The organism is Rubellimicrobium thermophilum DSM 16684 (genome assembly GCF_000442315.1).
In the GTDB taxonomy this organism is placed as follows: domain Bacteria; phylum Pseudomonadota; class Alphaproteobacteria; order Rhodobacterales; family Rhodobacteraceae; genus Rubellimicrobium; species Rubellimicrobium thermophilum.
Genome location: NZ_KE557320.1, coordinates 965236 through 987841, shown reverse-complemented (window position 1 = coordinate 987841; position 22606 = coordinate 965236). Strand labels below are relative to the sequence as shown.

At 68.2% G+C, this 22606-nt stretch carries 20 protein-coding genes and 4 pseudogenes; 12 read left to right on the top strand and 12 right to left on the bottom strand.

Going from position 1 to position 22606, the window contains the following annotated elements:
- Positions 1–8: 8 nt before the first annotated feature.
- The 5 genes and pseudogenes from RUTHE_RS15365 (at position 9) to RUTHE_RS17420 (ending at position 4631) form a co-directional block, all read left to right on the top strand.
- Positions 9–236, top strand: coding sequence for a short-chain fatty acyl-CoA regulator family protein (locus tag RUTHE_RS15365; RefSeq protein ID WP_051150380.1), 228 nt, complete (start codon positions 9–11; stop codon positions 234–236).
- 69 nt (positions 237–305) lie between these two features.
- Positions 306–674 carry a response regulator transcription factor gene (locus RUTHE_RS05760; RefSeq protein ID WP_021097382.1) on the top strand — a complete coding sequence of 123 codons (369 nt, stop codon included), beginning with the start codon at positions 306–308 and terminating at the stop codon, positions 672–674.
- Positions 675–677: 3 nt separating this feature from the next.
- Complete coding sequence (locus RUTHE_RS05755; RefSeq protein WP_021097381.1) at positions 678–953, top strand: hypothetical protein; 276 nt, start codon at positions 678–680, stop codon at positions 951–953.
- Positions 950–3638 (top strand): annotated as a pseudogene (locus RUTHE_RS05750) (ATP-binding protein). The gene RUTHE_RS05755 and the pseudogene RUTHE_RS05750 overlap by 4 nt, the downstream one beginning before the upstream one ends.
- A 69-nt stretch (positions 3639–3707) precedes the next feature.
- Positions 3708–4631, top strand: a complete 924-nt coding sequence (locus RUTHE_RS17420; RefSeq protein WP_021097379.1) for a hypothetical protein — start codon at positions 3708–3710, stop codon at positions 4629–4631.
- Between the two features lie 101 nt (positions 4632–4732).
- Here RUTHE_RS17420 and RUTHE_RS05740 read toward each other — a convergent pair whose 3' ends face one another.
- The 3 genes and pseudogenes from RUTHE_RS05740 to RUTHE_RS05730 all read right to left on the bottom strand — a co-directional run bounded on the left by RUTHE_RS05740 (position 4733) and on the right by RUTHE_RS05730 (position 6536).
- Positions 4733–5107, bottom strand: coding sequence for a protein tyrosine phosphatase family protein (locus RUTHE_RS05740; protein ID WP_021097378.1), 375 nt, complete (start codon positions 5105–5107; stop codon positions 4733–4735).
- Positions 5108–5194: 87 nt separating this feature from the next.
- Positions 5195–5838: pseudogene (locus tag RUTHE_RS05735) on the bottom strand (DUF1638 domain-containing protein).
- Positions 5835–6536, bottom strand: a complete 702-nt coding sequence (locus RUTHE_RS05730) for a corrinoid protein (RefSeq protein WP_021097376.1) — start codon at positions 6534–6536, stop codon at positions 5835–5837. Before RUTHE_RS05730 ends, RUTHE_RS05735 begins: the two are co-directional and overlap by 4 nt.
- 156 nt (positions 6537–6692) lie before the next feature.
- Between RUTHE_RS05730 and RUTHE_RS05725 the strand changes: the two genes are divergently transcribed.
- A complete protein-coding gene (locus RUTHE_RS05725; protein ID WP_040645358.1) occupies positions 6693–7775 on the top strand; it encodes a PA0069 family radical SAM protein in 1083 nt (360 codons plus the stop codon).
- A 13-nt stretch (positions 7776–7788) separates the two neighbouring features.
- On the opposite strand, the gene bmt is transcribed toward RUTHE_RS05725, so the two are convergent.
- Complete coding sequence (bmt, locus tag RUTHE_RS05720; protein WP_021097374.1) at positions 7789–8802, bottom strand: betaine--homocysteine S-methyltransferase; 1014 nt, start codon at positions 8800–8802, stop codon at positions 7789–7791.
- Positions 8803–8882: 80 nt separating this feature from the next.
- Positions 8883–9206: a DUF1476 domain-containing protein gene (locus RUTHE_RS05715; RefSeq protein ID WP_021097373.1), complete on the bottom strand. Its 324-nt coding sequence runs from the start codon at positions 9204–9206 to the stop codon at positions 8883–8885.
- Positions 9207–9349: 143 nt separating this feature from the next.
- Here RUTHE_RS05715 and purC point away from each other — a divergent pair, with 143 nt between their 5' ends.
- Positions 9350–10114: a phosphoribosylaminoimidazolesuccinocarboxamide synthase gene (gene purC / locus RUTHE_RS05710; protein ID WP_021097372.1), complete on the top strand. Its 765-nt coding sequence runs from the start codon at positions 9350–9352 to the stop codon at positions 10112–10114.
- A gap of 8 nt (positions 10115–10122) precedes the next feature.
- Positions 10123–10362 (top strand): phosphoribosylformylglycinamidine synthase subunit PurS, encoded by a 240-nt coding sequence (purS, locus tag RUTHE_RS05705; RefSeq protein ID WP_021097371.1) that lies wholly within the window; start codon positions 10123–10125, stop codon positions 10360–10362.
- Positions 10363–10424: 62 nt separating this feature from the next.
- Here the strand turns inward: purS and RUTHE_RS15360 are convergent, their stop codons facing one another.
- The gene (locus RUTHE_RS15360) at positions 10425–11438 is read right to left on the bottom strand and encodes a Hint domain-containing protein (RefSeq protein ID WP_021097370.1); all 1014 of its coding nucleotides are present in this window, start codon (positions 11436–11438) and stop codon (positions 10425–10427) included.
- Positions 11439–11676: 238 nt separating this feature from the next.
- On the opposite strand from RUTHE_RS15360, the pseudogene purQ reads away from it, so the two are divergent.
- The 4 genes and pseudogenes from purQ to RUTHE_RS05680 all read left to right on the top strand — a co-directional run bounded on the left by purQ (position 11677) and on the right by RUTHE_RS05680 (position 18757).
- Positions 11677–12341: pseudogene (purQ, locus tag RUTHE_RS05695) on the top strand (phosphoribosylformylglycinamidine synthase subunit PurQ).
- Positions 12342–12388: 47 nt separating this feature from the next.
- Positions 12389–14143, top strand: a complete 1755-nt coding sequence (locus tag RUTHE_RS05690) for a sensor histidine kinase (RefSeq protein WP_021097368.1) — start codon at positions 12389–12391, stop codon at positions 14141–14143.
- Between the two features lie 18 nt (positions 14144–14161).
- A complete protein-coding gene (locus tag RUTHE_RS05685; protein WP_021097367.1) occupies positions 14162–15496 on the top strand; it encodes a sigma-54-dependent transcriptional regulator in 1335 nt (444 codons plus the stop codon).
- A 407-nt stretch (positions 15497–15903) separates the two neighbouring features.
- Positions 15904–18757, top strand: a pseudogene (locus RUTHE_RS05680) (Rne/Rng family ribonuclease).
- Between the two features lie 36 nt (positions 18758–18793).
- Here the strand turns inward: RUTHE_RS05680 and RUTHE_RS05675 are convergent.
- The 6 genes from RUTHE_RS05675 to RUTHE_RS05650 all read right to left on the bottom strand — a co-directional run bounded on the left by RUTHE_RS05675 (position 18794) and on the right by RUTHE_RS05650 (position 22442).
- The gene (locus RUTHE_RS05675) at positions 18794–19036 is read right to left on the bottom strand and encodes a sulfurtransferase TusA family protein (protein WP_021097365.1); all 243 of its coding nucleotides are present in this window, start codon (positions 19034–19036) and stop codon (positions 18794–18796) included.
- Positions 19033–19467 (bottom strand): cupin domain-containing protein, encoded by a 435-nt coding sequence (locus tag RUTHE_RS05670; RefSeq protein WP_021097364.1) that lies wholly within the window; start codon positions 19465–19467, stop codon positions 19033–19035. Before RUTHE_RS05670 ends, RUTHE_RS05675 begins: the two co-directional genes overlap by 4 nt.
- The gene (locus RUTHE_RS05665; protein WP_021097363.1) at positions 19464–19820 is read right to left on the bottom strand and encodes a hypothetical protein; all 357 of its coding nucleotides are present in this window, start codon (positions 19818–19820) and stop codon (positions 19464–19466) included. The genes RUTHE_RS05670 and RUTHE_RS05665 overlap by 4 nt, the downstream gene beginning before the upstream one ends.
- A 12-nt stretch (positions 19821–19832) precedes the next feature.
- A complete protein-coding gene (gene eno / locus RUTHE_RS05660; RefSeq protein ID WP_021097362.1) occupies positions 19833–21107 on the bottom strand; it encodes a phosphopyruvate hydratase in 1275 nt (424 codons plus the stop codon).
- A gap of 36 nt (positions 21108–21143) precedes the next feature.
- Complete coding sequence (locus tag RUTHE_RS05655) at positions 21144–21794, bottom strand: DMT family transporter (RefSeq protein WP_342662207.1); 651 nt, start codon at positions 21792–21794, stop codon at positions 21144–21146.
- A 252-nt stretch (positions 21795–22046) separates the two neighbouring features.
- Positions 22047–22442 (bottom strand): Fur family transcriptional regulator, encoded by a 396-nt coding sequence (locus tag RUTHE_RS05650; protein ID WP_051150413.1) that lies wholly within the window; start codon positions 22440–22442, stop codon positions 22047–22049.
- Positions 22443–22606 lie beyond the last annotated feature (164 nt).

Genomic DNA, 22606 nt, shown 5'->3' with positions numbered 1-22606 from the left:
CGCTGCGGATGGTTGCAGCCCTGCCGGGTCAGGGGGCGCCGCGTCTTCTGTGTCATGCCGTTGCCGCCCTGCGCGAGGAACCCCTCCCCGGAGAGCCGCCGGTCTGGGAAACGACGATGCTGGTGCGGCCTGCCCCGCCCGAGCCTGCGCCCGATGACCGTCCCGTGGGGCCGGGCTGCCGCCTCTGCCCGCGTCCCGCCTGCCCGGCCCGGCGCGAACCCTCGATCCTGGGCTGATGCATGCCGGCTTGTGTGCCGGCCCGGCGATCCCGATACTCGGGTCATCCTGCAGCCAGGGGAGGGGACGTGGGACGCCGGGTGCTGCTGATCGAGGATGAGCCCAATATCGTCGAGGCGCTGAGCTTCATCCTGACGCGCGACGGATGGACCGTGCATGCCCATGCCGACGGTGCGACGGCGATGGAGCGGGTGCGCAGCGGTTCCCCCGAAGTCATTGTTCTCGATGCGATGCTGCCGGGCCTGTCGGGTTTCGAGGTGCTGCGGGCCCTGCGGGCCGATCCCGCGACCGCCGCAATCCCCGTCCTGATGCTGACGGCGCGCGGGCAGGAGAAGGACCGCCATCTGGCCCTGCGGCTCGGCGCGACGGGGTTCATGACCAAGCCCTTCGCCAATGCCGAACTCGTGGCGGAGGTGCGGCGCCTCGCGGGGGGCTAGGGCGTGGCGCGGCGCGGCAGGCCCCCCTTCCTCGATCGCCGCCGCTACCGTCGCACGCGCCTGCGCGATGCCGCCTGCCTGCTGCCGGTGCTCGGGGCGGCGCTGCTGCTCGTGCCGCTGCTCTGGCCCGCGTCGGGACAGGGCACGCCACCCTCGAATGCGGGGGCTCTGCTCTATCTGTTCGGCGTCTGGGCCGGGCCGATCCTCGCGGCGGGGATCCTGTCGCGCCTGCTCAGATCGGGCGGACAGCCGGAGGACGCTCCGGAGGACGGGCTATGACGCTGACCTTCAACACGCTTGTGGCGGTTTCGCTCGTCTATGTTGCCCTGCTCTTTGCGGTGGCCTTTGCGGCCGAACGGGGCGCGCGCCGCGGACGGGACCGCTGGCTGCGCTCGCCGCTGGTCTACACGCTGTCGCTGTCGATCTACTGCACGGCCTGGACCTTCTACGGCGCCGTGGGCTATGCGGCGCGCTCGGGGCTCGAATTCCTGACGATCTATCTCGGCCCCTCGCTCGTGATGATCGGCTGGTGGTGGACGCTGCGTCGCCTCGTGCGGATCGGGCGGGCGCAGCGCATCACATCGATCGCCGATCTGCTGTCCGCGCGTTTCGGCAAGTCGGGGCCGATCGGCGCCATCGTGACCCTCATGGCAGTGGCGGGAATCACGCCCTATATCGCGCTGCAGCTCCAGTCGATCAGCCTGTCCTTCGCCGCCTTCGCCCAGGGCATGGCAGGCGGGCGCATGGCCGAGGATGCGGGCCTTGTCGCCATCTGGACGGCGGCCGGCCTGGCCCTGTTCACCGTGCTGTTCGGCACCCGCAACCTTGACCCGTCCGAGCGCCATCACGGCATCGTCATGGCCATCGCCGTAGAGGCGGTGGTCAAGCTCGTGGCGCTGCTGGCCGTCGGGGTGTTCGTGGTCTGGGGGCTTGCGGGCGGTGTGGCGGCCACGCTCGAACGGATCGACGCCTCTCCCGTGCCGCTGTGGCAGGGAGAGGGGGCGCGCTGGGCCGGTCTGATCCTGCTCTCGGCGGCGGCCTTCGTCACATTGCCGCGGATGTTCCATGTCATGGTCGTCGAGAACGAGGATGACCGCCAGCTTGCCGTCGCAAGCTGGGCCTTCCCGCTCTATGTCCTGGCCATGAGCCTGTTCGTCGTGCCCATCGCCGTGATGGGGCTCGATCGGCTGCCCGCCGGCTCCAACCCGGATCTCTTCGTCCTTACCCTGCCCCTGGCCGAAGGAGAGGTCGCCCTGTCGCTGCTCAGCTTCCTCGGGGGGTTTTCCTCCGCCACCTCCATGGTGATCGTGGCGACGATCGCCCTTTCGACGATGGTGTCCAATCACATCGTGGCGCCCCTGTTCCTGCGCGGCCGCCCGGCAGAACAGAGCTCACGCGATCTGCGTCGTGTGGTGCTGCTGTCGCGGCGGCTGTCGGTCGCGGGGGTGCTGGCGCTGGGCTATCTCTATTTCCGCTGGACGGGGACCGGTGCGGCCCTTTCGGCCATCGGCCTGATCGCCTTTGCGGGTGTGGCCCAGATTCTGCCGGCCATGGTCGGCGGGCTGGTCTGGCGCGGAGCCACTGCGCGCGGTGCAGGGGCCGGTCTGCTGGTCGGCGCGGCCGTCTGGGCCTGGACGCTGTTCCTGCCATCCTTCGGCGCCCTGCCCCCCGAGGTCCATGCTGCCGGACCCTGGGGGCTGGATTGGCTTCGCCCCCATGCGCTGTTCGGGCTCGAGGGGATGGACCCCCTGCTGCATTCCGTCCTGTGGTCGCTCGCGCTCAACACGCTGGTCTTCCTGGGCGTCTCTCTTGTCACCTTTCCGTCGCCGGTCGAGCGGCTCCAGGGCGAGGCCTTCGTCAACATCTTCGACAGTGCGGTCGCCCCGCGCGCCGTGGGACGCGGCGGCGGCGAGGCAGAGGAGCTGCTCGTCATTGCGGGGCGCGTTCTGGGGCAGGATGCCGCGCTCGACTTCTTCCGCCGCGAGGCCGAGGCCCAGGGTCAGTCCGGGCATCTGCCTGACGTGACGCCGGCTTTCGTCGCCGCTCTGGAACGCCAGCTCGCCGGCTCCGTGGGATCCGCGGCCGCTCATGCCATCGTCAGCCAGGTCGCCAAGGGCGCGACCGTGACCGTCGAGGACCTCATGGCCGTCGCCGGCGAAGCGCAACGAATCATGGATTATTCCGCCCGGCTCGAGGCCAAGTCCGCCGAGCTGGAGCGCACGGCCCGCGCCCTGCGCGAGGCGCTGGGCAAGCTGACCCGGTTGGCCGAGCAGAAGGATGCCTTTCTCAGCCGCATCAGCCATGAGTTGCGCACGCCGATGACCGCGATCCGGTCCTTCTCGGCCATCCTGCGCGAGGAGGGCCTGCGCCCCGAGGAGGTCCGCCGCTTCGCTGCCATCGTCGAGGGCGAGGCCGAGCGTCTCACGCAGCTTCTCGACGAGCTTCTGGATCTGTCCATCCCTGCGGCTGGGGCGCATCCGGCTCGACCCGCGCGAGGGGCTGCTGTCCGATGTCATCGACCGGGCCCTGGCGGCGGCCGGGGTGGTGCCGTCCGGCCCCCTGCGGGTCCTGCGCGATCCGGCTGCCGAGGCGATCCCGGTCTGCACGGATCTCGACCGTCTGGCACAGGTGTTCATCAACCTGGCCTCCAACGCGCGCAAGTATTGCGACGCACCGGATCCGGAGCTGCGCATCGTGGCGCGTCTGCGGGGAACAGAGATTGTCGTGGATTTCATCGACAACGGGCGCGGAATTCCGGCCGCCGAGCGCGATCTGGCCTTCGAATCCTTCGCCCGCCTGCCCTCTGCGCCGGGGCGGGCGGGGCCCGGTGGGGCGGGGCTGGGCCTGGCCATCTGCCGCGAGGTGATGGAAAGGCTGGGCGGATCCGTGACCTATCTGCCCGGCATGGGCGGGGCGGCCTTTCGCGTGGTGCTGCCGCAGAGGCTTGCCCGGGCGGCCGAATAGCATGCGTCGTTAACGGAATATCAACGATTTTTTTGCCAGCATGACCCCGACCGATGGAAAGGGGGTGTCATGTCCGATTCGACAGGGGCTGTCCTGCGGCGCATGATGCGGCCATCCGGCGACAGGCCGGCTGGGGTCGCGTCCCGGCGCGCGCTGCGCATCGCCACCGTGCGGGCGGCCGAGCGGGCCGCGGGCCTGGCCCTGTCCGTCCTCGGCATCGGGGAGGAGGAGGGAAGCCTGGACACGCTGCTTCCCCTTCTGCCGGAGGGGGCGCTGCTGCTGCGCGTGGATCGCGGGGGGGCGGCGGGCGGCCTGATCGCCCTCGATGGAGAGGCGCGCTCCGCCCTGCTGGAGGCCCGCCTGCTCGGTTCGGCGCTGCCGCGGTCGTCGCCGCCGCGCCCGCCGACGGCCACCGATGCTCTTCTGTGCATTCCCTTTGCGACGGCTTTTCTGGCCGAGCTGGGGACGGCCCTGGCTGATGGTCCGCTGGAATCCTGGATCGCCGGTGCCGTGTCCGGGGGGCATTTCGCCTCGCTGCGCGAGGTTGAGGGCACCCTGCCGGAGGGGCCCTGTCGTCTTCTGCGCCTGACGCTCGATCGTGGGGGGGGGAGGGCGTCAGGGCCTGCTTGCGCTGCTGCTGACTGCTCCACCGGCCCCGCAACGGGCGGACCATGCTGCGCCCGGCGCCAGCCTCGCCCCCCGCGTTCTGGAGGCAGAGGTGACACTGTCCGCCGTGCTGCATCGGCTGACCCTCCCGCTTTGCGAGGTGGAGGGATGGGAACCGGGGCAGGTGCTGCTGCTGCCCGGCGTCTCGACGGCCTCCGTCCGGGTCGAGGGGGTGGCGGCGTGGCGCTGGGCACGGCGCGGCTCGGCCAGATGGGGGGGCGCCGTGCGATCCGCATCGAAGGGGCGCTGGCGGCCGATCCGTCCGCTGTGCCGGGGGAGGATGCGGCCGGCCCCCTGTCCATGAGGTTGCCCGATGCGCTGCCCTGAGCGTCCTGTCCCGCCGGATCGGAGGCGGCGGGGGCGTTGCCGCTCTGGCAGGCCGAGGGGATCAGCCGCCCTGTTCGAGCCTTGGTCGCAGGGCGGAGAGGTCATAGCCGGCCCCGTGCCGTGGCGGCCAGGATCTCGTCCGTCTTCATGCGGCCTGCCTGCATCAGCGCCCACAGGACCGAGGATCGCGTGCCCGAGGCGCAGTAGGCCAGCACCGGCGCTTCGGCCATGGCGGCGGCCTGCGCGGCGATGCGTTCGGGCGTCATGGTGGAATGGGTGACGGGGTTTTCGACAAATCGCAGCCCTGCCGACTCGACGGCCGCGCGGATGACCTGTGCGGACAGCTCGGTGGGGATTTCGGCGTCGGGCCGGTTGCAGATGACCGTGCGGAACCCCTGTTCGGCGATGACGGGCACGTCATCGGGGGCGATCTGGGGCGTGACGGCGTAATCGGGCGTGATGCGGCGGATTTCCATGCGACAGCGTTAGCGCGCCGGGCCCTGTGCGTCCAGCCGGCGGATTGGTCTTCGGTGCGGTCTGATGGCTGTCGGGCAGGTCCGGCCTCACGGGCGGGAGAGGGCGGCCTTCAGCGCCGTGGCCAGATCGCCATAGCCTGTCAGTCGTCTTTCATAGCGCAGGCCAAGCCGTTCGGCGCAGTGCCGGGCTCGCTCATCGAGCGTCGCATCATCGGTTTGCGCCAGATAGACGAGCGTTTCGTAGTTGCCGAAATAGAGATCGCGCAGCTCCGGATGCCGGTCGAGGCCGAGCGGTCTCCAGACGAAGGCATCGAATTGTCGCACGAGGAAATCGGTGAGGTAGAAGGCCGTCGTCTCGCCGCGGGCTGCGAAGGCTTCGTTGCCATCGAAGAAGCTGTAGCAGTGGGGCCCTTCGATCATCTCCAGGCCGAGCCTGTCGCACACCGCCTGCAGGAGGCCTCCGGTGCCGCAATCGGCATAGGCCACGAAGATTTGTCCGTAGCGGGTCCGGGCCTCGGTCGCGGCGGCTCCACGGCGGGGGCGATCCTCTCGGGGTGGTTGTGGAGGATCGCGGGCAGGCATTGCAGATCCATGTGCGACCAGCCGTTGAGGTCGCGCAGGGCCAGGATCTCGCGCGCCAGGGCCCCGCAGGCGAGGACGAGGACACGCCCGCGCCCTTCGGGGGCAAGGCCCGTTTCGGTCAGGGCCGTATCGTCGGGAAATCCGGTCAGCCTGCCGAGGTCCTCTGATTGTGCCGCCTGGCGACAAGGGCCTTGGCCGTCTCGACGGCCACGGCCGCATCGCGGCAATAGGCGTCGGCGCCGATGGCCCGGCCGAACTCCTCGTTCAGCGGTGCCCCGCCGACCAGCACGATATAGTCATCGCGGATGCCCTTTTCCTTCATGGTGTCGATCACGACCTTCATGTAGGGCATGGTGGTGGTCAGCAGCGCCGACATGCCGAGGATGTCGGGCTTCTCGGTCTCGAGAGCTTCGAGATATTTCTCGACAGCGTTGTTGATGCCGAGGTCCACAACCTCGAATCCCGCGCCTTCCATCATCATCGACACAAGATTCTTGCCGATGTCGTGGATGTCGCCCTTGACGGTGCCGATCACCATCTTGCCGACACGCGGCGCGCCCGTTTCTGCCAGCAGCGGCTTGAGGATCGCCATGCCGGCCTTCATCGCATTGGCGGCCAGAAGGACCTCGGGTACGAAGAGGATGCCGTCGCGGAAATCCTGACCGACGATGGTCATCCCGTCCACGAGGGCCTTGGTCAGCACGTCGTAAGGCGCCCATCCGCGATCGAGCAGGATGCGGACGCCTTCCTCGATCTCCTCCTTCAGACCATCATACAGGTCGTCATGCATCTGCGCGACGAGGTCGTCGTCGTCGAGCTCGCTCAGGATGATCTCGTCGTCGGCCATGATCTGTCCTCGAATGGGCGGTCGATGCCTCAATGCGGCGCAGCTTGCCGCAGGTCGCGGCGGATTGCGACTTCCCCTGCGATGGGACCGACCCGAAGGCAAGGCAAGATCGGGTTTCCTCTTGTCATGTTCGTGCTTTGTTCTAATCATGCCGACATGGAGGAGACCGAACGCATCGAACCGGCGCGCCGCAGGGGACGGGCAGCGGCCAGCAATCCCAGCGGCCGCTTCGAGCCCTACCGTCATGTCATCGTCGCGGATGGCTGGGACCGCGAGGAGGAGCCGACGCCCCTGCGCACCGAGGTGACGGAGGAGCGGCCACGCCGCGTGCTGACCACCAATGATTCGCCCGATGTGGGTTTCGATGTCTCGCTCAACCCTTATCGCGGTTGCGAACACGGCTGCATCTACTGCTTTGCCCGTCCCGGCCATGCCTGGCTCGGGCTGTCTCCGGGGCTCGACTTCGAGACGCGCCTGATTGCCCGCCCTCAGGCGCCGGAGGTGCTGGGGCGCGAACTGGCGGCAAGGGGGTATGTGCCGCGCGTGATCGCGATCGGCACGTATACCGACCCCTACCAGCCCATCGAACGCGACCGGCGCATCATGCGCCGCCTGCTCGAGGTCCTGTCCGCGCACGACCACCCTGTCGCCATCACCACCAAAGGCATGCTGATCGAGAGGGACATCGACCTGCTTGCGCCGATGGCGGCGAAGGGGCTTGTCCATGTCGGGCTGTCTGTCACCACGCTCGATCCCGCCACGGCCCGGGCGATGGAGCCCCGGGTGCCCTCGCCTGCGCGTCGTCTTCTGGTGCTGCGGCGTCTGGCCGGGGCGGGCATCCCCGTGCGCGTGATGGTCGCCCCCGTGGTCCCCGCCCTGACCGATCACGAGATCGAGGCGATCCTGGCCGCAGCGGCGGAGAGCGGCGCGAAGGCGGCAGGGCTGATCGTCCTACGCCTGCCGGCAGAGGTGGCGCCGCTGTTCCGCGACTGGCTTGCCGAACGCTTTCCGGACCGTGCAGCCCGCGTGATGAACCGCGTGCGCGAGCTGCACGGCGGGCGCGACTATGATCCGGCCTGGGGTCGGCGGATGACCGGGCAGGGGGAATGGGCACGCCTTCTGGCAGCACGCTTCGACCTGGCCTGCCGGCGTCTCGGCCTGGCGCGTGCCCTGCCGCCGTTGCGCACGGATCTGTTCCGGGTCCCCGGGGGATCCGGCTCCCAGCTTTCGCTGTTCTGAGGGTGGACCGGCTTCAGCCGCGCCCGCGCCGTCCGCCGCGTCGGGACACGGGCTCCTCCTCGTTGTTGCCATCGCTGGCCGAGGACAGGGGGCCCAGCTTCTCGACGATCGTCTCGAGCGTGGGTCTCTCGCCGCGGGGTGCCGTCTCGAGGGCTTCGCGCATCCGCCGCAGATGCTCGGGCGTGGTGCCGCAGCAGCCTCCGATGATCCGTGCCCCGGCATCGCGCGCGAGGACGGCATAATCCGCCATCAGCTCGGGGGTGCCGTCGTAATGGATGTGCCCTTCGTGAAAGCGGGGGATGCCGGCATTGCCCTTGGCGATCAGGGGCTGTTCGGGGCCGGCGGCAGCAAGGCCCAGCACCGTCCGCAGCAGATCCGATGCGCCGACCCCGCAATTGGCCCCGATGGCCAGCGGCGGATGGGACAGCCGTGCGACCATCTTCACCATGGCGGCGGCGGTGAGGCCCATCATGGTGCGCCCGGCGGTGTCGAAGCTCATCGTGCCGCACCACGGCATTCCGGCAAGGCGGAAGGCCTCGGCCGCGGCTTCGAACTCCTCGGCGGCCGAGATCGTCTCGACCCAGAGGACATCCACGCCACCTTCCTTCAGGCCCTCCGCCTGTTCGTGGAACATCTCGATGGCGGCGCTTCGGGTCAGAGTGCCCATCGGCTCCATGATCTCGCCGGTAGGACCGACAGACCCGGCAACCACCATGGGTCGCCCGGCGGCATCGGCCACCTCGCGGGCGATGGCGGCCGCGATCCGGTTGAGCTCGCGCACCCGGCCTTCGGCACCATGGAGCTTCAGCCGCGAGGCATTTCCGCCGAAACTGTTGGTCAGGAACAGGTCGGAACCGGCTTCGGCCCAGCTCCGGTAGAGCGCGCGGATACGGTCGGGATGGGTGACATTCCAGAGTTCCGGTGCCTCGCCCGAGGCAAGGCCCATGTTGAACAGATTCGTGCCGGTGGCCCCGTCGGCGAGAAGCCAGTCGCGCTCGGACAGAAGACGGGAAAGCAGGTCACTCATGGACCGGTCCTCGGATTGAGGTCTGAGGGAGCGCCGCCGCATCCCAGTCGTCGGCGCGGGTGCAAGGCGGGTGCCGGTGGTCAGATGCCCAGTTCGGTCAGGATCTGCGACTTGGCCTCGGCCAGTAGGGCAGCCATCTTCTCGCGGATCTCGGCGTCGCTCACCGTGGCGGGCAGATCGGACCGGATCTTGCGGAACACGTCCTGATCGCCCGCTTCCTGGAAATCGGAGCGGATCACGTCCCGGGCATAGTCCTGCGCCGCAGCCTCATCCAGTCCCAGCAGCCCGGCGGCCCAAAGGCCGAGCAGCCGGTTGCGGCGGGCTTCGGCCTTGAACTGCATCTCGGCATCGTGGGCGAACTTGGCCTCGAAGGCCTTCTCGCGGTCGTCGAAGGTGGTGGCCATCGGCTGATCCTTTCGCCTGTCGCGGGCGTCGGCCCGCACTCCCCACAGGATCGATATGCCGATGGGGCCGCTTGCCCGCAAGGGGGGCTTGGCTTATGGAGCAGCCAACCCTATTTGCGGGCTCTCCGGCCCGGGGAGACCTCATGGCGCGTCGCAAGAAGCTTTACGAAGGCAAGGCGAAGATCCTCTACGAAGGCCCTGAGCCGGGAACCCTCATCCAGTATTTCAAGGACGAGGCCACCGCCGGCAACGGGCAGAAGAAGGAGGTGTTCGAGGGCAAGGGTGTCCTCAACAACCGCCTGTCGGAATTCTTCATGCAGGGGCTCAACCAGATCGGGGTTCCGACGCATTTCATCCGCCGCCTCAACATGCGCGAGCAGCTTGTCCGTCAGGTCGAGATGATTCCGCTCGAGGTGATCGTGCGCAATTTTGCAGCCGGCAGCATGGCGGCCCGACTCGGTCTCGAGGAAGGGGCGCCCCTTCCGCGGGCCATCGTGGAGTTCTGCTACAAGGATGACCGGTTGGGCGATCCGCTGGTTCCCGAGGAATACATCACGGCCTTCGGCTGGGCCTCTCAGCAGGATCTGGACGATATCGTGGCCCTTGCCCTGCGCGTGAACGACTTCCTGTCCGGGGTCTTCCACGGCGTCGGCATCAAGCTGGTCGATTTCAAGATCGAGGTCGGGCGCATCTGGGACGAACAGGATTATCCGACGCTGGTCGTCGCCGACGAGATCAGCCCCGATTCCTGCCGTCTGTGGGACATCGAAACCGGCCGCAAGCTCGATAAGGATGTCTTCCGGCGCGATCTCGGTTCCCTGACCGAAGCCTATACGGAGGTGGCGCGGCGGCTCGGCGTGCTGCCCTCGAACATCACGCACCGGCTCAAGCCCACGCTCATCAACTGAGGCCCCCGATGAAGGCGACCGTCACCGTCATGCTCAAGCCTGGCGTGCTCGACCCTCAGGGAGAAGCGGTGCGGCGGGCGCTGCATTCGCTGGGCTTCGAAGGGGTGGAGGGCGTGCGTCAGGGGCGCGTGATCGAGCTCGATCTTGCCGCACAGGACCGCGCTGCGGCCGAGGAGTCGATCCGCGCGATGTGCGAGCGTCTCCTCGCCAATACCGTGATCGAGAGCTACCGAATCGAGATCGCCTGAGACCTCGCGCCTGCGCCTTGGATCGAAAGGCCGGGCGTTGCAGGCCTTGACGGATCGGTTGCTCAGGCGGCCAGCCTTGTGCTGGCAAGAAGAAGCAGTTGTGTCTGGTGCCGCCGAAGGGATGGCAGGGCGTCGCGTCGCCATGTTCCATCCCGCTGCAGGGCTGGAAAGAGGCGGAACAGTTCGTTGCGCGCTTCGGTCCCGATCGCTTCGAGCCCCCGGATGCCGGGCTGGAAACTCTCGGTCGGCAGCGACTCGGACAGGACGATCTCGTGATCGTCAAACAGGAGATGATAGTAGCGGAAGGGGCCGTCGCCTTCGGCGCGTCTGGCTCCATGCCCCAGGAAGTGGCAGGCCGGGGCGAGGACCTGCGGCCAGCCGAACAGCAGCTCCGTCCGCCATCCCTCGACGACGATGCGGTGCTGGGGCGAGACGGCCAGATCGCGGCAGGGCCTGCCCGGTCCGAACAGGTCGCGGGGAATCACGACCGGGCGCAGTTCCGGGTGACGGGCGACCTCCTCGGCGGTCACGAGGCGCCGGCCGATCCAGCGCAGAGGTTTCGCGCGGCCATCCCATGTGGTGACGGGATCTCCGACAGCGAGATCCTCGACCGGCACGGGCCCCGCGGGGGTGGCGATGCGTGTCCCTTCCAGAAAGCAGATCAGGATCGGTTCATGTCCATGCGCCGGCCGGATCCGGGTCCTGCCCGAGGGGAGGGCCTGCATGACTGCGGCATCCGTGTGTCCGTCGGTCAGAAAGACATAACGGCGTCCGCCGGCCTCGATGACCGCCACGGCCCTGTCGCGGAGATCCTCTCCGGCGATGTCGGCGAATTTCCGGTCTTGTGGCAGGGTTCCGAAGAGATCGACACGGAAATCATATGTGCGGCCATCAATGACGACCCGCGTGTTGGGATCGACCCCGTCCTTCGGCATGTCGAGCTGGAGATCGCCTGACGGGCCCCAGGCGACGAAGGTCAGTTGCGTCACCGGGGTCCGGCCTGTCGGCTCGATGTCGATCTCGTGCTTCTTTCCCTTGCCGCTGACGCCGCGCGCCCAGAGCGAGAGCTCTGCCATGTCTACCTCTCCGTGATCTGTGGGTCTGGCCCTGGTTCTCCTTGCAAAGGCCGGGCCCTTGGGCGCCCGACGAATCAGCCTGTCCGGCTGACCTGTGCAGGCTGCAGCACAAAAACGGCATGGATGAGACGGAATCGTGCCATGGCGCGGCTCGCGGCATTTCGCCGCCGGACGCCTCTGCCTTGACGGGGCGAAGAGGGCCCGCCTATGAGGCATCGAACCTCTGGGGGGCTGGGCCATGAAGGCTGCCGTCACCGTCTTTCCGGGCTCCAACTGCGACCGCGACATGGCCGTTGCGCTGCGTGCCGCGGGGGCCGATGTCGCGATGGTCTGGCATCGGGAGGATCGCCTGCCGGAGGGGACCGATCTGGTCGCCGTTCCGGGCGGCTTCTCCTTTGGCGACTATCTGCGCTGCGGGGCCATCGCGGCCCGTTCGCCGATTGCCGCGGCGGTGCGGCGCCATGCCGAGCGGGGGGGCTATGTCCTCGGTGTCTGCAACGGCTTCCAGATCCTGCTCGAGATGGGGCTTCTGCCCGGCGCCCTGATGCGCAATGCGGGGCTCCGCTTCGTCTGCCGGACCGTTTCCCTCACGGTCGAGGGCGAGAGCGACTTCACCCGCGGTTATGCACGGCAGCAGAGGATCCGCCTGCCCGTGGCCCATCATGACGGGAACTACTTTGCCGATGCCGAACGCTCGACCGGCTGGAGGGAGAGGGGCGCATCGCCTTCCGCTATGCCGAGGAGGTCAACGGTTCGGCACGCGGCATCGCGGGCATCCTGTCGGCCAATCGCCGCGTCCTCGGGCTCATGCCGCATCCTGAACGGGCAGCCGATCCTGCCCTCGGCAACACGGACGGGCAGGCGCTTTTCCGCGGGTTGACTGCGGCACTCGCGGCGGCCTGACACGGCTTTTCTTGCCGGATGGGCCCCCTGCGACGTAGAGAGGCGCCATGAGCGCAAGCGAGGAAACCGTGCCGCAAACGGGCTTTCCCTGGTGGGGCAGGGTGGCGCTGGGCCTGGTGTGCCTGCTGGCGGTGGCCATCGTCTGGGTGACGAACCAGTTCCTCACCCAGCGCTTCACCGAGACGGTGCGCAACCGGGCCGAGGTCCGTTACACGCTCTACATGGGCAATCTCGTCTCCGAGCTGCAGCGCAACTCGATCGTCCCGCAGCTCCTTGTCCGCGACCCCGAACTGATCGCGGCCCTGCAGACGGGGGATTATTCCCGCTCCTCGATCCGTCTGATGACCCTCGTGGACGAGATCGGGGCGCATTCGATCCTGCTGTTCGACCGTGACGGGCGCATCGTGGCGGCCACGGAACGGACACGCATCGGGGAACAGCATCGCGACCGCCCCTATTTCACCAGTGCGCTGCGGTCCGGCACGACCGTGTTCACGAGCCTCCCGGCCGAAACCGGAGGCTACGAGTTCATCTATTCGCGCCGGGTGGACAATGCCGGCGAGCTTCTGGGCGTGATCGCGGTCAAGGTGGATCTGGCCAAGCTGGAGCGGTCCTGGGCGGGGACGCAGGATCAGGTCATGGTCACCGACAGCAGCGGGACCATCATCCTGGCGACCGAACGGCGATGGCGCGGCCTGACCGAGCCAGAGGCCCTGATGGCCACCGGCGCCCAGACCGCCGTCGAGAAGGCGCTGCGTGCCACGCAGGACTGGGCGACATTGCCTCCCGATGCGTATGTCTCGGGCGAGGCGGTGATGCGGCGCGAATTGCGCGTTCCCTTCCAGGGATGGAAGCTGATCGGCTTTACCACCTATCAGAGCGTGCGGGAGCGGGTGAACGGCATCCTCGCGCTCGAGATCATGGGCTTTGCGATCCTGCTGGCATTGGCCTTCTGGCTGTCCTCGCGCCGCACGGCCTCTGCCCTCGGGCTCAGCCTGCGCGAAAGCGCCGAGCTGCGCCAGCTCAATGCCCGTCTCCAGCGCGAGATCGCGGAACGGGAGAGGATGGAAAAGACGCTGGAGGTTGCCGAACAGACGCTGGCGCAGTCCTCCAAGCTTGCCGTTCTGGGCGAGATGTCGGCCGCCGTCAGTCACGAGCTCAACCAGCCGCTCGCCGCGATGAAGACCTATCTGGCGGGCGGACGCCTGCTGATCCAGCGCAAGCGCCCCGAGGAGGCTCTCGCCTCGTTCCAGCGCATCGACGATCTGATCGACCGCATGAGCGCGATCACGCGCCAGCTGAAGTCCTATGCCCGCAAGGGGGCCGAGGCCTTCGAGCCCTTCGATGTCCGGGATGCCCTCTCCCAGGCTCTGGCGATGATGGAGCCGCAGCTCAAGTCGCGGAAGGTGGCGATTACCCGCACGCTGCCTGACAGGCCTGCGATGGTGCTGGGCGACCGGCTCCGCTTCGAACAGGTGATCATCAATCTGTTACGGAACGCGATCGATGCAACCCGTGACCGGCCCGATCCGGCCGTGGACATCCTGCTTGCGGCAGGTCAGACCGTGAGCCTGACCGTGCGGGACAATGGTCCCGGCATCGAGGATCTGGACGCCCTGTTCGAACCGTTCTACACCACCAAGCAGCCGGGCGAGGGTGTGGGCCTCGGCCTTGCCATCTCTTCGGGCATCGTCAGCGACTTTGGTGGACGGCTGACGGCCCGGAACGGGCCTGATGGCGGGGCCGTGTTCGAGGTCGTGCTGCCGGCCCTCGATGCCGCTGCCACTGCCGCCGCCGAATAGAGGGAGGACGATCCCCCAATGTCGAAGGCCATGAAGATCGCCATTGTCGATGACGAGAAGGACATGCGCCAGTCCATCAGCCAATGGCTCGCGCTGTCCGGCTTCGACACCGAAACCTTCGCCAGTGCCGAGGATGCGCTCAAGGTCATCGGCGCCGACTATCCCGGAATCCTGGTTGCGGATGTGAAGATGCCCGGCATGGACGGGATGCAGCTTCTCCGCAAGGTCAAGAGCCTCGATTCCACGCTTCCCGTCATCATGATCACCGGCCACGGCGATGTGCCGATGGCGGTCGAGGCGATGCGGATCGGGGCCTTCGACTTCCTCGAGAAGCCCTTCAATCCCGAGCGGATGACCGAGATGGCCAAGAAGGCGACGCAGGCCCGCCGCTTTGCCCTCGATGCCCGTGCCCTGCGCCGCGAACTGTCGGATCCCGGGGCCATCATGCGCAAGCTGATCGGCTCGAGCCCCGTCATGGAGCGCCTGCGCGAGGATATCCTCGATCTCGGTCAGGCCGATGGCCATGTGCTGATCGAGGGCGAGACCGGCACCGGCAAGACGCTGGTCGCCCATGCCCTGCATGCCGTGGGCAGCCGGGCCAGCCGCCGCTTCGTGCTGGTGGCCTGTTCTGCCTTCGACGATGAGGCCCTGGGGCGCCGCCTCTTCGGCCCCGCCGGAGAGGACGATCCTCTGCCGGCCATGGAGGAGGCGCGCGGCGGCACGCTGGTGCTCGAGGATATCGAGGCCCTCTCGCCGGCCATGCAGGCCCGGCTCCTGACCGCCATCAACGAGCAGGGCACACCGGCCGAGACGCGGATCGTCGCCATCTGCAACCTTCAGGAACAGGGCAAGACCTGCGAATCCGTCCTGCGGCCCGATCTCTTCTATCGTCTTGCCGCGCTCAGGATCACCGTGCCCCCCCTGCGGGCGAGAGGCGAGGACATCCTGACGCTCTTCACCCGCCTGAGCGAGCAGTTCGCTGAGGAATACGGCTGCGAGGCGCCTCAGGTTACCGCGCAGGAGGCAGCCCAGCTTCTCCAGGCGCCCTGGCCCGGCAATGTTCGCCAGCTCATCAATGTGGCCGAACGGGCGGTGCTCCAGAACCGCCGGGGGACCGGCACCATCGCCTCGCTGCTGATGGCCGAGAGCGACGAGGGGGGCAAGCCCGCCATGACGACCGAAGGCAAACCCCTCAAGGAGTTTGTCGAGGCCTTCGAGCGGATGCTCATCGACAACACCATGCGCCGGCACAAGGGCTCCATCATCGCGGTGATGGAGGAGCTCTGCCTGCCTCGGCGGACGCTCAACGAGAAGATGGCCAAGTACAACCTGTCCCGGCAGGACTATCTCTGATCCGGCGGCGGAGGAAATCGGCCATTGTCTTCGGTTGTCCCCCTTCGCTATGAAGGAGGGCAACGGGTCCGCGCGTCTTGCCGGGATCCGGAGGGATTTCCGCCGCCCCGCACGAACGGTCCCCGTGACCGGCGGGTCGTGCGGGTTGGACTGGCCCCCAGGGGCTGACGGACTCCTCGGCGCGTGACGGTTTCCGGCCGTGCCCGGGGATTTGAACAGGCGCGACGGGTTCTGCCCGGCGCGTCGAGGATCGAACCCGCGATGCCGTGCGCGCGTGAGCAATGGGATGGATGTCGGCCTTCAGAGGGCCGTATGTCGTCATCCGCGCGCCGCCTCGCCCATCAAGGACACACCGCCCTGCGGCCGCCCCTGTCCGGGTCGGGGCGGGGATCGGCGTGCAAGGATACATGCCCAAAAAGATGCTCATCGACGCCACGCATCCGGAGGAGACCCGGGTCGTCGTGGTGGACGGCAACAAGGTCGAGGCTTTCGATTTCGAAAGCGCAAGCAGGCGCCAGATTGCCGGAAACATCTATCTTGCCAAGGTGACGCGGGTCGAGCCGTCGCTCCAGGCCTGCTTCGTCGATTATGGTGGCAATCGCCACGGCTTCCTCGCCTTCAGCGAGATCCACCCGGACTATTACCAGATCCCCGTGGCCGACCGGCAGGCCCTTCTGGCCGAGGAACAGGCCCTGGCGCAGGCCAGCCGTGAAGAGGATGACGAGAACGGAGCGGCAGGATCGCCTGAGGACGGGGGCCGCCGCCGCGCAAGACCCCTCGCCCGTGCCGGGGAAGGATGCCGTCGAGACCGCCGGGATCGAGTCGGAGGAGTCAGCCGAGGGCAGCGATGCCGCGGCGGATCGGGAGGAGGGCGATGCGGCCGAGGGTCTCTCGCCGATGCTCACTGTTCGCGAAGCGCCAGTTGCGGCGCCCGAGGACGGTGCCGGCAACGGGGCCGATGACGACGGGGCGATCGAGACGGTCGAGAAGGACGACACGATCGAGACGGTCGCCGAGGAAGACGATCCCCTTTCGATGCGTCCGGCCCGCAAGCTTGCGCGGATGCGGCGCTACAAGATCCAGGAGGTGATCAAGGTCCGGCAGATCATGCTGGTCCAGGTCGTCAAGGAAGAGCGCGGCAACAAGGGCGCAGCCCTGACCACCTATCTTTCGCTGGCCGGCCGTTACTGCGTGCTCATGCCCAATACGGCGCGCGGGGGCGGCATCTCGCGCAAGATCACCAATCCGCAGGACCGCAAGAAGCTCAAGGAGATCGCGGCCGAACTCCAGGTCCCGCAGGGGGCGGGCCTCATCATCCGGACCGCCGGCGCCCAGCGCACGAAGGCCGAGATCAAGAGGGACTACGAGTATCTCCAGCGCCTGTGGGAACAGATCCGCGAGCTCACGCTGCGGTCCATTGCGCCGGCCAAGATCTACGAGGAGGGCGACATCATCAAGCGCGCCATCCGCGATCTCTATTCCAGCGACATCGAAGAGATCATCGTCGAGGGCGAGGAAGGCTATCGCAACGCGCGCGACTTCATGAAGATGATCATGCCTGCGCATGTGCAGGACGTGATCCATTACCGCGATCCGCTGCCCCTGTTTGCGCGGTATCAGGTCGAATCCTTCCTCGCCTCGATGTTCAATCCGGTGGTGCAGCTGCCTTCGGGCGGCTACATCGTGATCGGCGTCACCGAGGCGCTGGTCGCCATCGACGTCAACTCGGGCCGCGCCACCAAGGAAGGCTCGATCGAGCAGACCGCCCTCAAGACCAATCTCGAGGCCGCCGACGAGATCGCCCGCCAGCTCCGCTTGCGCGACCTTGCGGGGCTGATCGTCGTGGACTTCATCGACATGGAGGAGCGGCGCAACAATGCCGCGGTCGAGAAGCGTCTGAAGGAGCGCCTCAAGGATGATCGGGCACGCATCCAGGTGGGACGCATCTCGGGCTTTGGCCTGCTGGAGATGAGCCGCCAGAGGCTTCGCCCCGGCATGCTCGAGGCCACGACCCAGCCCTGCCCGCATTGCCATGGCACGGGGCTGCTGCGCTCGGACGAGAGCGTTGCCCTCTCGATCCTTCGTCAGCTCGAGGAGGAAGGTGTCCGTGGGCGGAGCAAGGAAGTGCTGGTCCGCGCCCCGGTGGGGATCGTCAACTATCTGATGAACCAGAAGCGGGAGCATGTCGCCGGCATCGAGCGCCGCTATGGCATGGCGGTCCGGATCGAGGCCGATGTGCGGCTGGTCTCGCCGGATTTCTCCATCGAGAAGTTCAAGACTCCGACCCGTGCCGTGCCGGACAGCCGTCCCATCGTTCTGGCCGGGACCCCCGCCCTGATGCCGGAGGATGTCGAGCAGCCCGAGGAGGAGGCCGCCTCCGAAGCCGCGGGCGAGAGCGTCGAGGAGCGCATCGAGGAGACCCCTGCGCCCGAAGCGGCTTCCGAGGAGGACCGCCCGCGCAAGAAGCGCCGCCGCCGCCGCCGCCGCCGGGGCGAGAAGGGCGAAGCGTCGCCCGAGGCGATGGCTCTCAATGATCAGACCGACCAGGAGGACGAGGAGACGGCCGAGGACGCTGCAGCGGAAGTGGCGGCCGCGCCCGACAGCGAGCCCGAGACGCATGCGGTCCGGCAAGAGGAGCCGCTCCCTGTCGCCGAGCCCGCTCCGCCCGAGGCGCCTCTGGCCGGACCTGCAGCCGAGGAGGAGCCCCGCCGCCGGACCCGCGTCCGCCGCCGCGCCGCCGACTCTCCGTCGCCGGAAGAGGTGTCCCCGGCCCCGACGGCTTCGGAGGAGCCTCAGCCTCAGGCCACGCCAAGGCGTCGCAGCCGCAAGTCCGCCGTGCCGGCTGCGGTGACGGAAGGCGCGGCAGCGGCGCTCCCCGAACCCGAAGCCGCAGCCAAGGCCGCCCCCAAAGCGGCAGCCCCGAAGCGGCCCCGGCGCGGCCGGAGCGCTGCAAGCCCGGCCCAGGTCCCGGCAGATGCACCTCTCGCGGTCCCGGCAGCCGGGCCGGTGGAGGGAGATGGCCTTCCTGCCACTGCCCTTGAGCCGGCTTCCGCGGCTGATGTCCGGCCGGCCGCCTCCGGCGCCGGCTCCGTCCCGGCGGCGGGCACGCCCCTGCCTTCCGATGCCGCGACGGCTGCCCCCGGAAGCGGCTGCCGCACCGGCTGCGGCAGAGGCGCCCAGGCCCAAGAAGCGTGGTTGGTGGTCGATGGGCATCTGATCCGGAACAGGCACGGACCGGACAGGTGCAGGAACCGACGGTAACAGAAGGGGCGCCACGGGGCGCCCCTTTCACGTTTTTCACGTTCGGTCCGGTCCCCGGCGGATCCGGTGCAGTTGCGCTCCGTCCAGATGCGTCAGTCCAAGGTGAAGATGCCCGTTCTCATGGCAGAAATGGGGCAGGTCGATCGCGGCCATCGGATCATCGGCCAGCACGCACAGAACCTCGCCTGCGCGCATGGACAGCAGAATCTTGCGCGCGCGCAGGACGGGCAGGGGGCATTGCAGCCCGCGCACGTCCAGTTCCCGGTCGGCGGTCGTCATCCGGCAAGCGGGATGTCGAAATCCGGCGGCGCCAGATCGAAGCCCTCGAAGCGGAAGCCGGGGGAGACGGTGCAGCCGACAAGCGTCCATTCGCCTGTCGTTCGGGCGCTTTGCCACCAGCCGGGGGGTACGATCGCCTGCGGCCTGTCGCCGCCCAGCACGTCGGGGCCGAGGCGCAGCATTTGTGCCGGCCCTGCCGCGGTTTGCGCGATCGACAGCAGCAGGGGGGCGCCGGCGTGGAAATGCCAGATCTCGGCCGCATCCACCCGGTGCCAGTGGCTCCGCTCTTCGCGGGCAAGAAGGAACAGGATCGCGGTCCCTGCCGGCCTCTCGCCGGGCGCAGCGTCGGCGATCCAGGTCTGCCGGTAGCGCCCGCCCTCGGGATGCGGCACGAGCCCCAGCCGCTCCGCGATCCGGTCCGCCTCGGTCATGGGTCGTTACTCCCCTGCGCCTGGATGTGCAGCACCGCCATCATCCGGTGGACGAGCGGATAGAGGATGATCGCGGTGACCGCCGGATAGACGGCGCCGCCGAAGATGGCATAGGCTGCGGCAAACAGCTTGGCCCGGTCGTCCGGCATCTCGGCGGCCGGCCCCATGCCCGTCAGGATCATCGTGGCGTTGAACAGCGCATCCACCCAGGACAGCCCGGCCAGGCTCCGGTAGCCCAGCACCCCGAGCCCGAGCGACAGACCGAGGAAGGCGAGAGCCACGAGGACGAAACGCAGCAGGCGGGCGGCGAATTCCGCCCGCGTATGGAGCCGGATCGGCCCCCTGGCCCGCATCGCGCCCCGCCCTTACCGGAGGACTGAACGGCCGGCATATTCGGCCGTCTCGCCCAGCATCTCCTCGATGCGGATCAGCTGATTGTATTTCGCCAGCCGGTCCGAGCGCGAGAGGGATCCGGTCTTGATCTGCCCGCAATTGGTCGCCACGGCGAGATCGGCGATGGTCGCATCCTCCGTCTCGCCCGAGCGGTGGGACATGACACAGCTGTAGCGCGCCCGATGGGCCATCTCGACGGCGCGGAGCGTTTCGGTCAGCGTGCCGATCTGGTTGACCTTCACGAGCAGCGAATTGGCCACGCCACGCTGGATGCCGTCGCGCAGCCGGGCGGGATTGGTGACGAACAGGTCATCCCCCACAAGCTGGACCCGCCCGCCCAGCGCCTCTGTCAGCATGGCCCATCCGTCCCAGTCGTCCTCGGCGCAGCCATCCTCGATCGACAGGATGGGATAGTCGGCCACCAGACCTTCGAGATAGCGGACATTCTCCTCGGATGTCAGGGATTTCCCCTCTCCCTCGAGGACATAGCGTCCATCGCGGAAATATTCCGTCGCCGCGCAGTCGAGTGCGAGCATCACATCCTCGCCGGGGCGGTAGCCGGCCTTCTCGATCGATCGCATGATGTAGTCGAGAGCCTCGCGCGTGCTCGAGAGGTTCGGGGCAAAGCCGCCCTCATCGCCGACACCGGTGGCCAGGCCGGCGCCATGCAGCTCGGCCTTGAGCGTGTGGAAGATCTCCGATCCCCAGCGCACCGCGTCGCGCAGCGTGGCGGCGCCCACGGGCATGATCATGAATTCTTGGATATCGATGGGGTTGTCGGCATGCTGGCCGCCATTGACGATGTTCATCATCGGCACCGGCAGCACCCGCGCCGCCGTTCCCCCGACATAACGATAGAGGGGTTGCTGGGTCCATTGTGCGGCAGCCTTGGCGACGGCCAGGCTGACCCCCAGGATGGCATTGGCGCCCAGACGGCCCTTGTTGGGCGTTCCGTCCAGTTCGATCAGAAGGCCGTCAATGCCGGCCTGCTCGGTCGCATCCATGCCATGGACCGCCTCGGCGATCTCGCCGTTCACGGCGGCGACGGCCTCGAGGACGCCCTTGCCCTTGTAGCGGCTCTTGTCGCCGTCGCGCTTCTCGACCGCCTCATGCGCCCCGGTGGAGGCTCCCGACGGAACCGCCGCACGGCCGAGCGTGCCGTCCTCGAGCGTCACATCCACCTCGACCGTCGGATTGCCGCGGCTGTCGAGGATCTCGCGCGCGTGGATGTCGATGATCGTGCTCATGGGCCGGGCTCCGCTGTCTGTGATCGTTTCCGCCCCTTAGCGCGCCGGGGGCGCGTCGGGAAGGGCTGCGCGCCTTGCGGCTCGGGCCCGGGCCCGCTCCCGCAGGACCGTGTAGATGCCGCTGGCCACGACGAGGGCCGAACCGACGATCGTCCAGGCATCCGGTCTTTCGCCAAAGGCCAGCGTCCCGATGACCAGGGCGAACAGCAGCCGAGTATAGCGGAAGGGCATGATGACGGACAGTTCGCCCACCCGCGTGGCCTCGGTCAGCCACCAGTAGGCGGCCAGGCCGGCCCCCAGGGCGCCGCCGAGGAACCACCATTCCGCCCCTTGCGGAATCAGCGCCCCGCCCGTGGACAGGAGCTGGACCGTCCCGATCAGCGCCACGGCCACGAATCCCCAGGCGCTCAACTGCATCGTGTCGAGATCCTGCGGGATGCGTCGCGTGAACAGGTCGCGCGCGCCCAGACCGACGACCGAGACCAGCGCCAGGAGCGAGGCCGGCTCGAACCCTTCCGCGCCGGGCCGGATGATGATCAGCACGCCCGCAAGGCCGACAAGGATCGCCGCCCAGCGTCGCCAGCCCACGGATTCGCCCAGGAACAGCGCCGCACCCATCGTCACCGCCAGGGGGATCGCCTGGAACACGGCTGTCACCAGCGTCAGGGGGCACGAGGGCCAGAGCAAGGACATAGGCCGCGCTGCCGATCATCTCTGCGGCATTGCGCCCCATGACCGCCCAGTGCAGCGCCTCGCGCGACCAGATCCGCCGTCCGCGTCGGCGGGCCGCCAGACCGAAGACGATCGCCCCCGCAAGGCCGAGCATCATCAGGATCTGTCCCGGCACAAGCCGTGTGGTGGCGGCCTTGATGAAGGCGTCCTCGACGGCGAAGGCGCCCATGCCGAGCGTCATCAGAAGGATGCCGCGCTGGTTGGGGGTCATGGGTCGGCCTGTCGATCGGCCTTCACGCCGTAAAGCTCCAGCCGGTGCCCCACGAGGCGATAGCCCAGCCGTTCCGCGATGCGCTCTTGCAGCGCTTCGATCTCGGGATCCACGAATTCGATGACCTCGCCGGTGGCGACATCGATGAGATGGTCGTGATGATCGCGGTCGGCATCCTCATAGCGGGCGCGTCCGGACAGACCCTCGCCCCGGAACTCGTGCCGTTCGAGCAGGCCCGCCTCCTCGAAGAGCTTCACGGTGCGATAGACGGTGGCGATCGAGATGCCCGGATCCACGCGCGAGGCGCGGGCGTGCAGCTCCTCGACATCGGGGTGGTCCACGGCCTCCTCGATGACGCGGGCGATGATGCGGCGCTGACCTGTCAGCCGCATTCCCTGGGCTTCGCAGCGTTCGATCAGAGTCTGGGGCAAGGGCGCCTCCCGGCCTGCTGTCGTCACGCGGCTTAGCCCGTCTGCCCGCGCCATGCCAGACCGGCAGGGCGCCTGTGCTTGCCGGGTTGTGGCAGGATCCGGTTGCTGGGGAACCGGTCCGCCAC

Bases quoted from the DNA above. Each gene is read 5' to 3' on its own strand.
- RUTHE_RS15365 (WP_051150380.1), top strand. From the start codon at position 9: ATGGTTGCAGCCCTGCCGGGTCAGGGGGCGCCGCGTCTTCTGTGTCAT.
- RUTHE_RS17420 (WP_021097379.1), top strand. From the start codon at position 3,708: ATGTCCGATTCGACAGGGGCTGTCCTGCGGCGCATGATGCGGCCATCC.
- RUTHE_RS05740 (WP_021097378.1), bottom strand. From the start codon at position 5,107: ATGGAAATCCGCCGCATCACGCCCGATTACGCCGTCACGCCCCAGATC.
- RUTHE_RS05730 (WP_021097376.1), bottom strand. From the start codon at position 6,536: ATGGCCGACGACGAGATCATCCTGAGCGAGCTCGACGACGACGACCTC.
- RUTHE_RS05725 (WP_040645358.1), top strand. From the start codon at position 6,693: ATGGAGGAGACCGAACGCATCGAACCGGCGCGCCGCAGGGGACGGGCA.
- bmt (WP_021097374.1), bottom strand. From the start codon at position 8,802: ATGAGTGACCTGCTTTCCCGTCTTCTGTCCGAGCGCGACTGGCTTCTC.
- RUTHE_RS05715 (WP_021097373.1), bottom strand. From the start codon at position 9,206: ATGGCCACCACCTTCGACGACCGCGAGAAGGCCTTCGAGGCCAAGTTC.
- purC (WP_021097372.1), top strand. From the start codon at position 9,350: ATGGCGCGTCGCAAGAAGCTTTACGAAGGCAAGGCGAAGATCCTCTAC.
- purS (WP_021097371.1), top strand. From the start codon at position 10,123: ATGAAGGCGACCGTCACCGTCATGCTCAAGCCTGGCGTGCTCGACCCT.
- RUTHE_RS15360 (WP_021097370.1), bottom strand. From the start codon at position 11,438: ATGGCAGAGCTCTCGCTCTGGGCGCGCGGCGTCAGCGGCAAGGGAAAG.
- RUTHE_RS05690 (WP_021097368.1), top strand. From the start codon at position 12,389: ATGAGCGCAAGCGAGGAAACCGTGCCGCAAACGGGCTTTCCCTGGTGG.
- RUTHE_RS05685 (WP_021097367.1), top strand. From the start codon at position 14,162: ATGTCGAAGGCCATGAAGATCGCCATTGTCGATGACGAGAAGGACATG.
- RUTHE_RS05675 (WP_021097365.1), bottom strand. From the start codon at position 19,036: ATGACGACCGCCGACCGGGAACTGGACGTGCGCGGGCTGCAATGCCCC.
- RUTHE_RS05670 (WP_021097364.1), bottom strand. From the start codon at position 19,467: ATGACCGAGGCGGACCGGATCGCGGAGCGGCTGGGGCTCGTGCCGCAT.
- RUTHE_RS05665 (WP_021097363.1), bottom strand. From the start codon at position 19,820: ATGCGGGCCAGGGGGCCGATCCGGCTCCATACGCGGGCGGAATTCGCC.
- eno (WP_021097362.1), bottom strand. From the start codon at position 21,107: ATGAGCACGATCATCGACATCCACGCGCGCGAGATCCTCGACAGCCGC.
- RUTHE_RS05650 (WP_051150413.1), bottom strand. From the start codon at position 22,442: ATGCGGCTGACAGGTCAGCGCCGCATCATCGCCCGCGTCATCGAGGAG.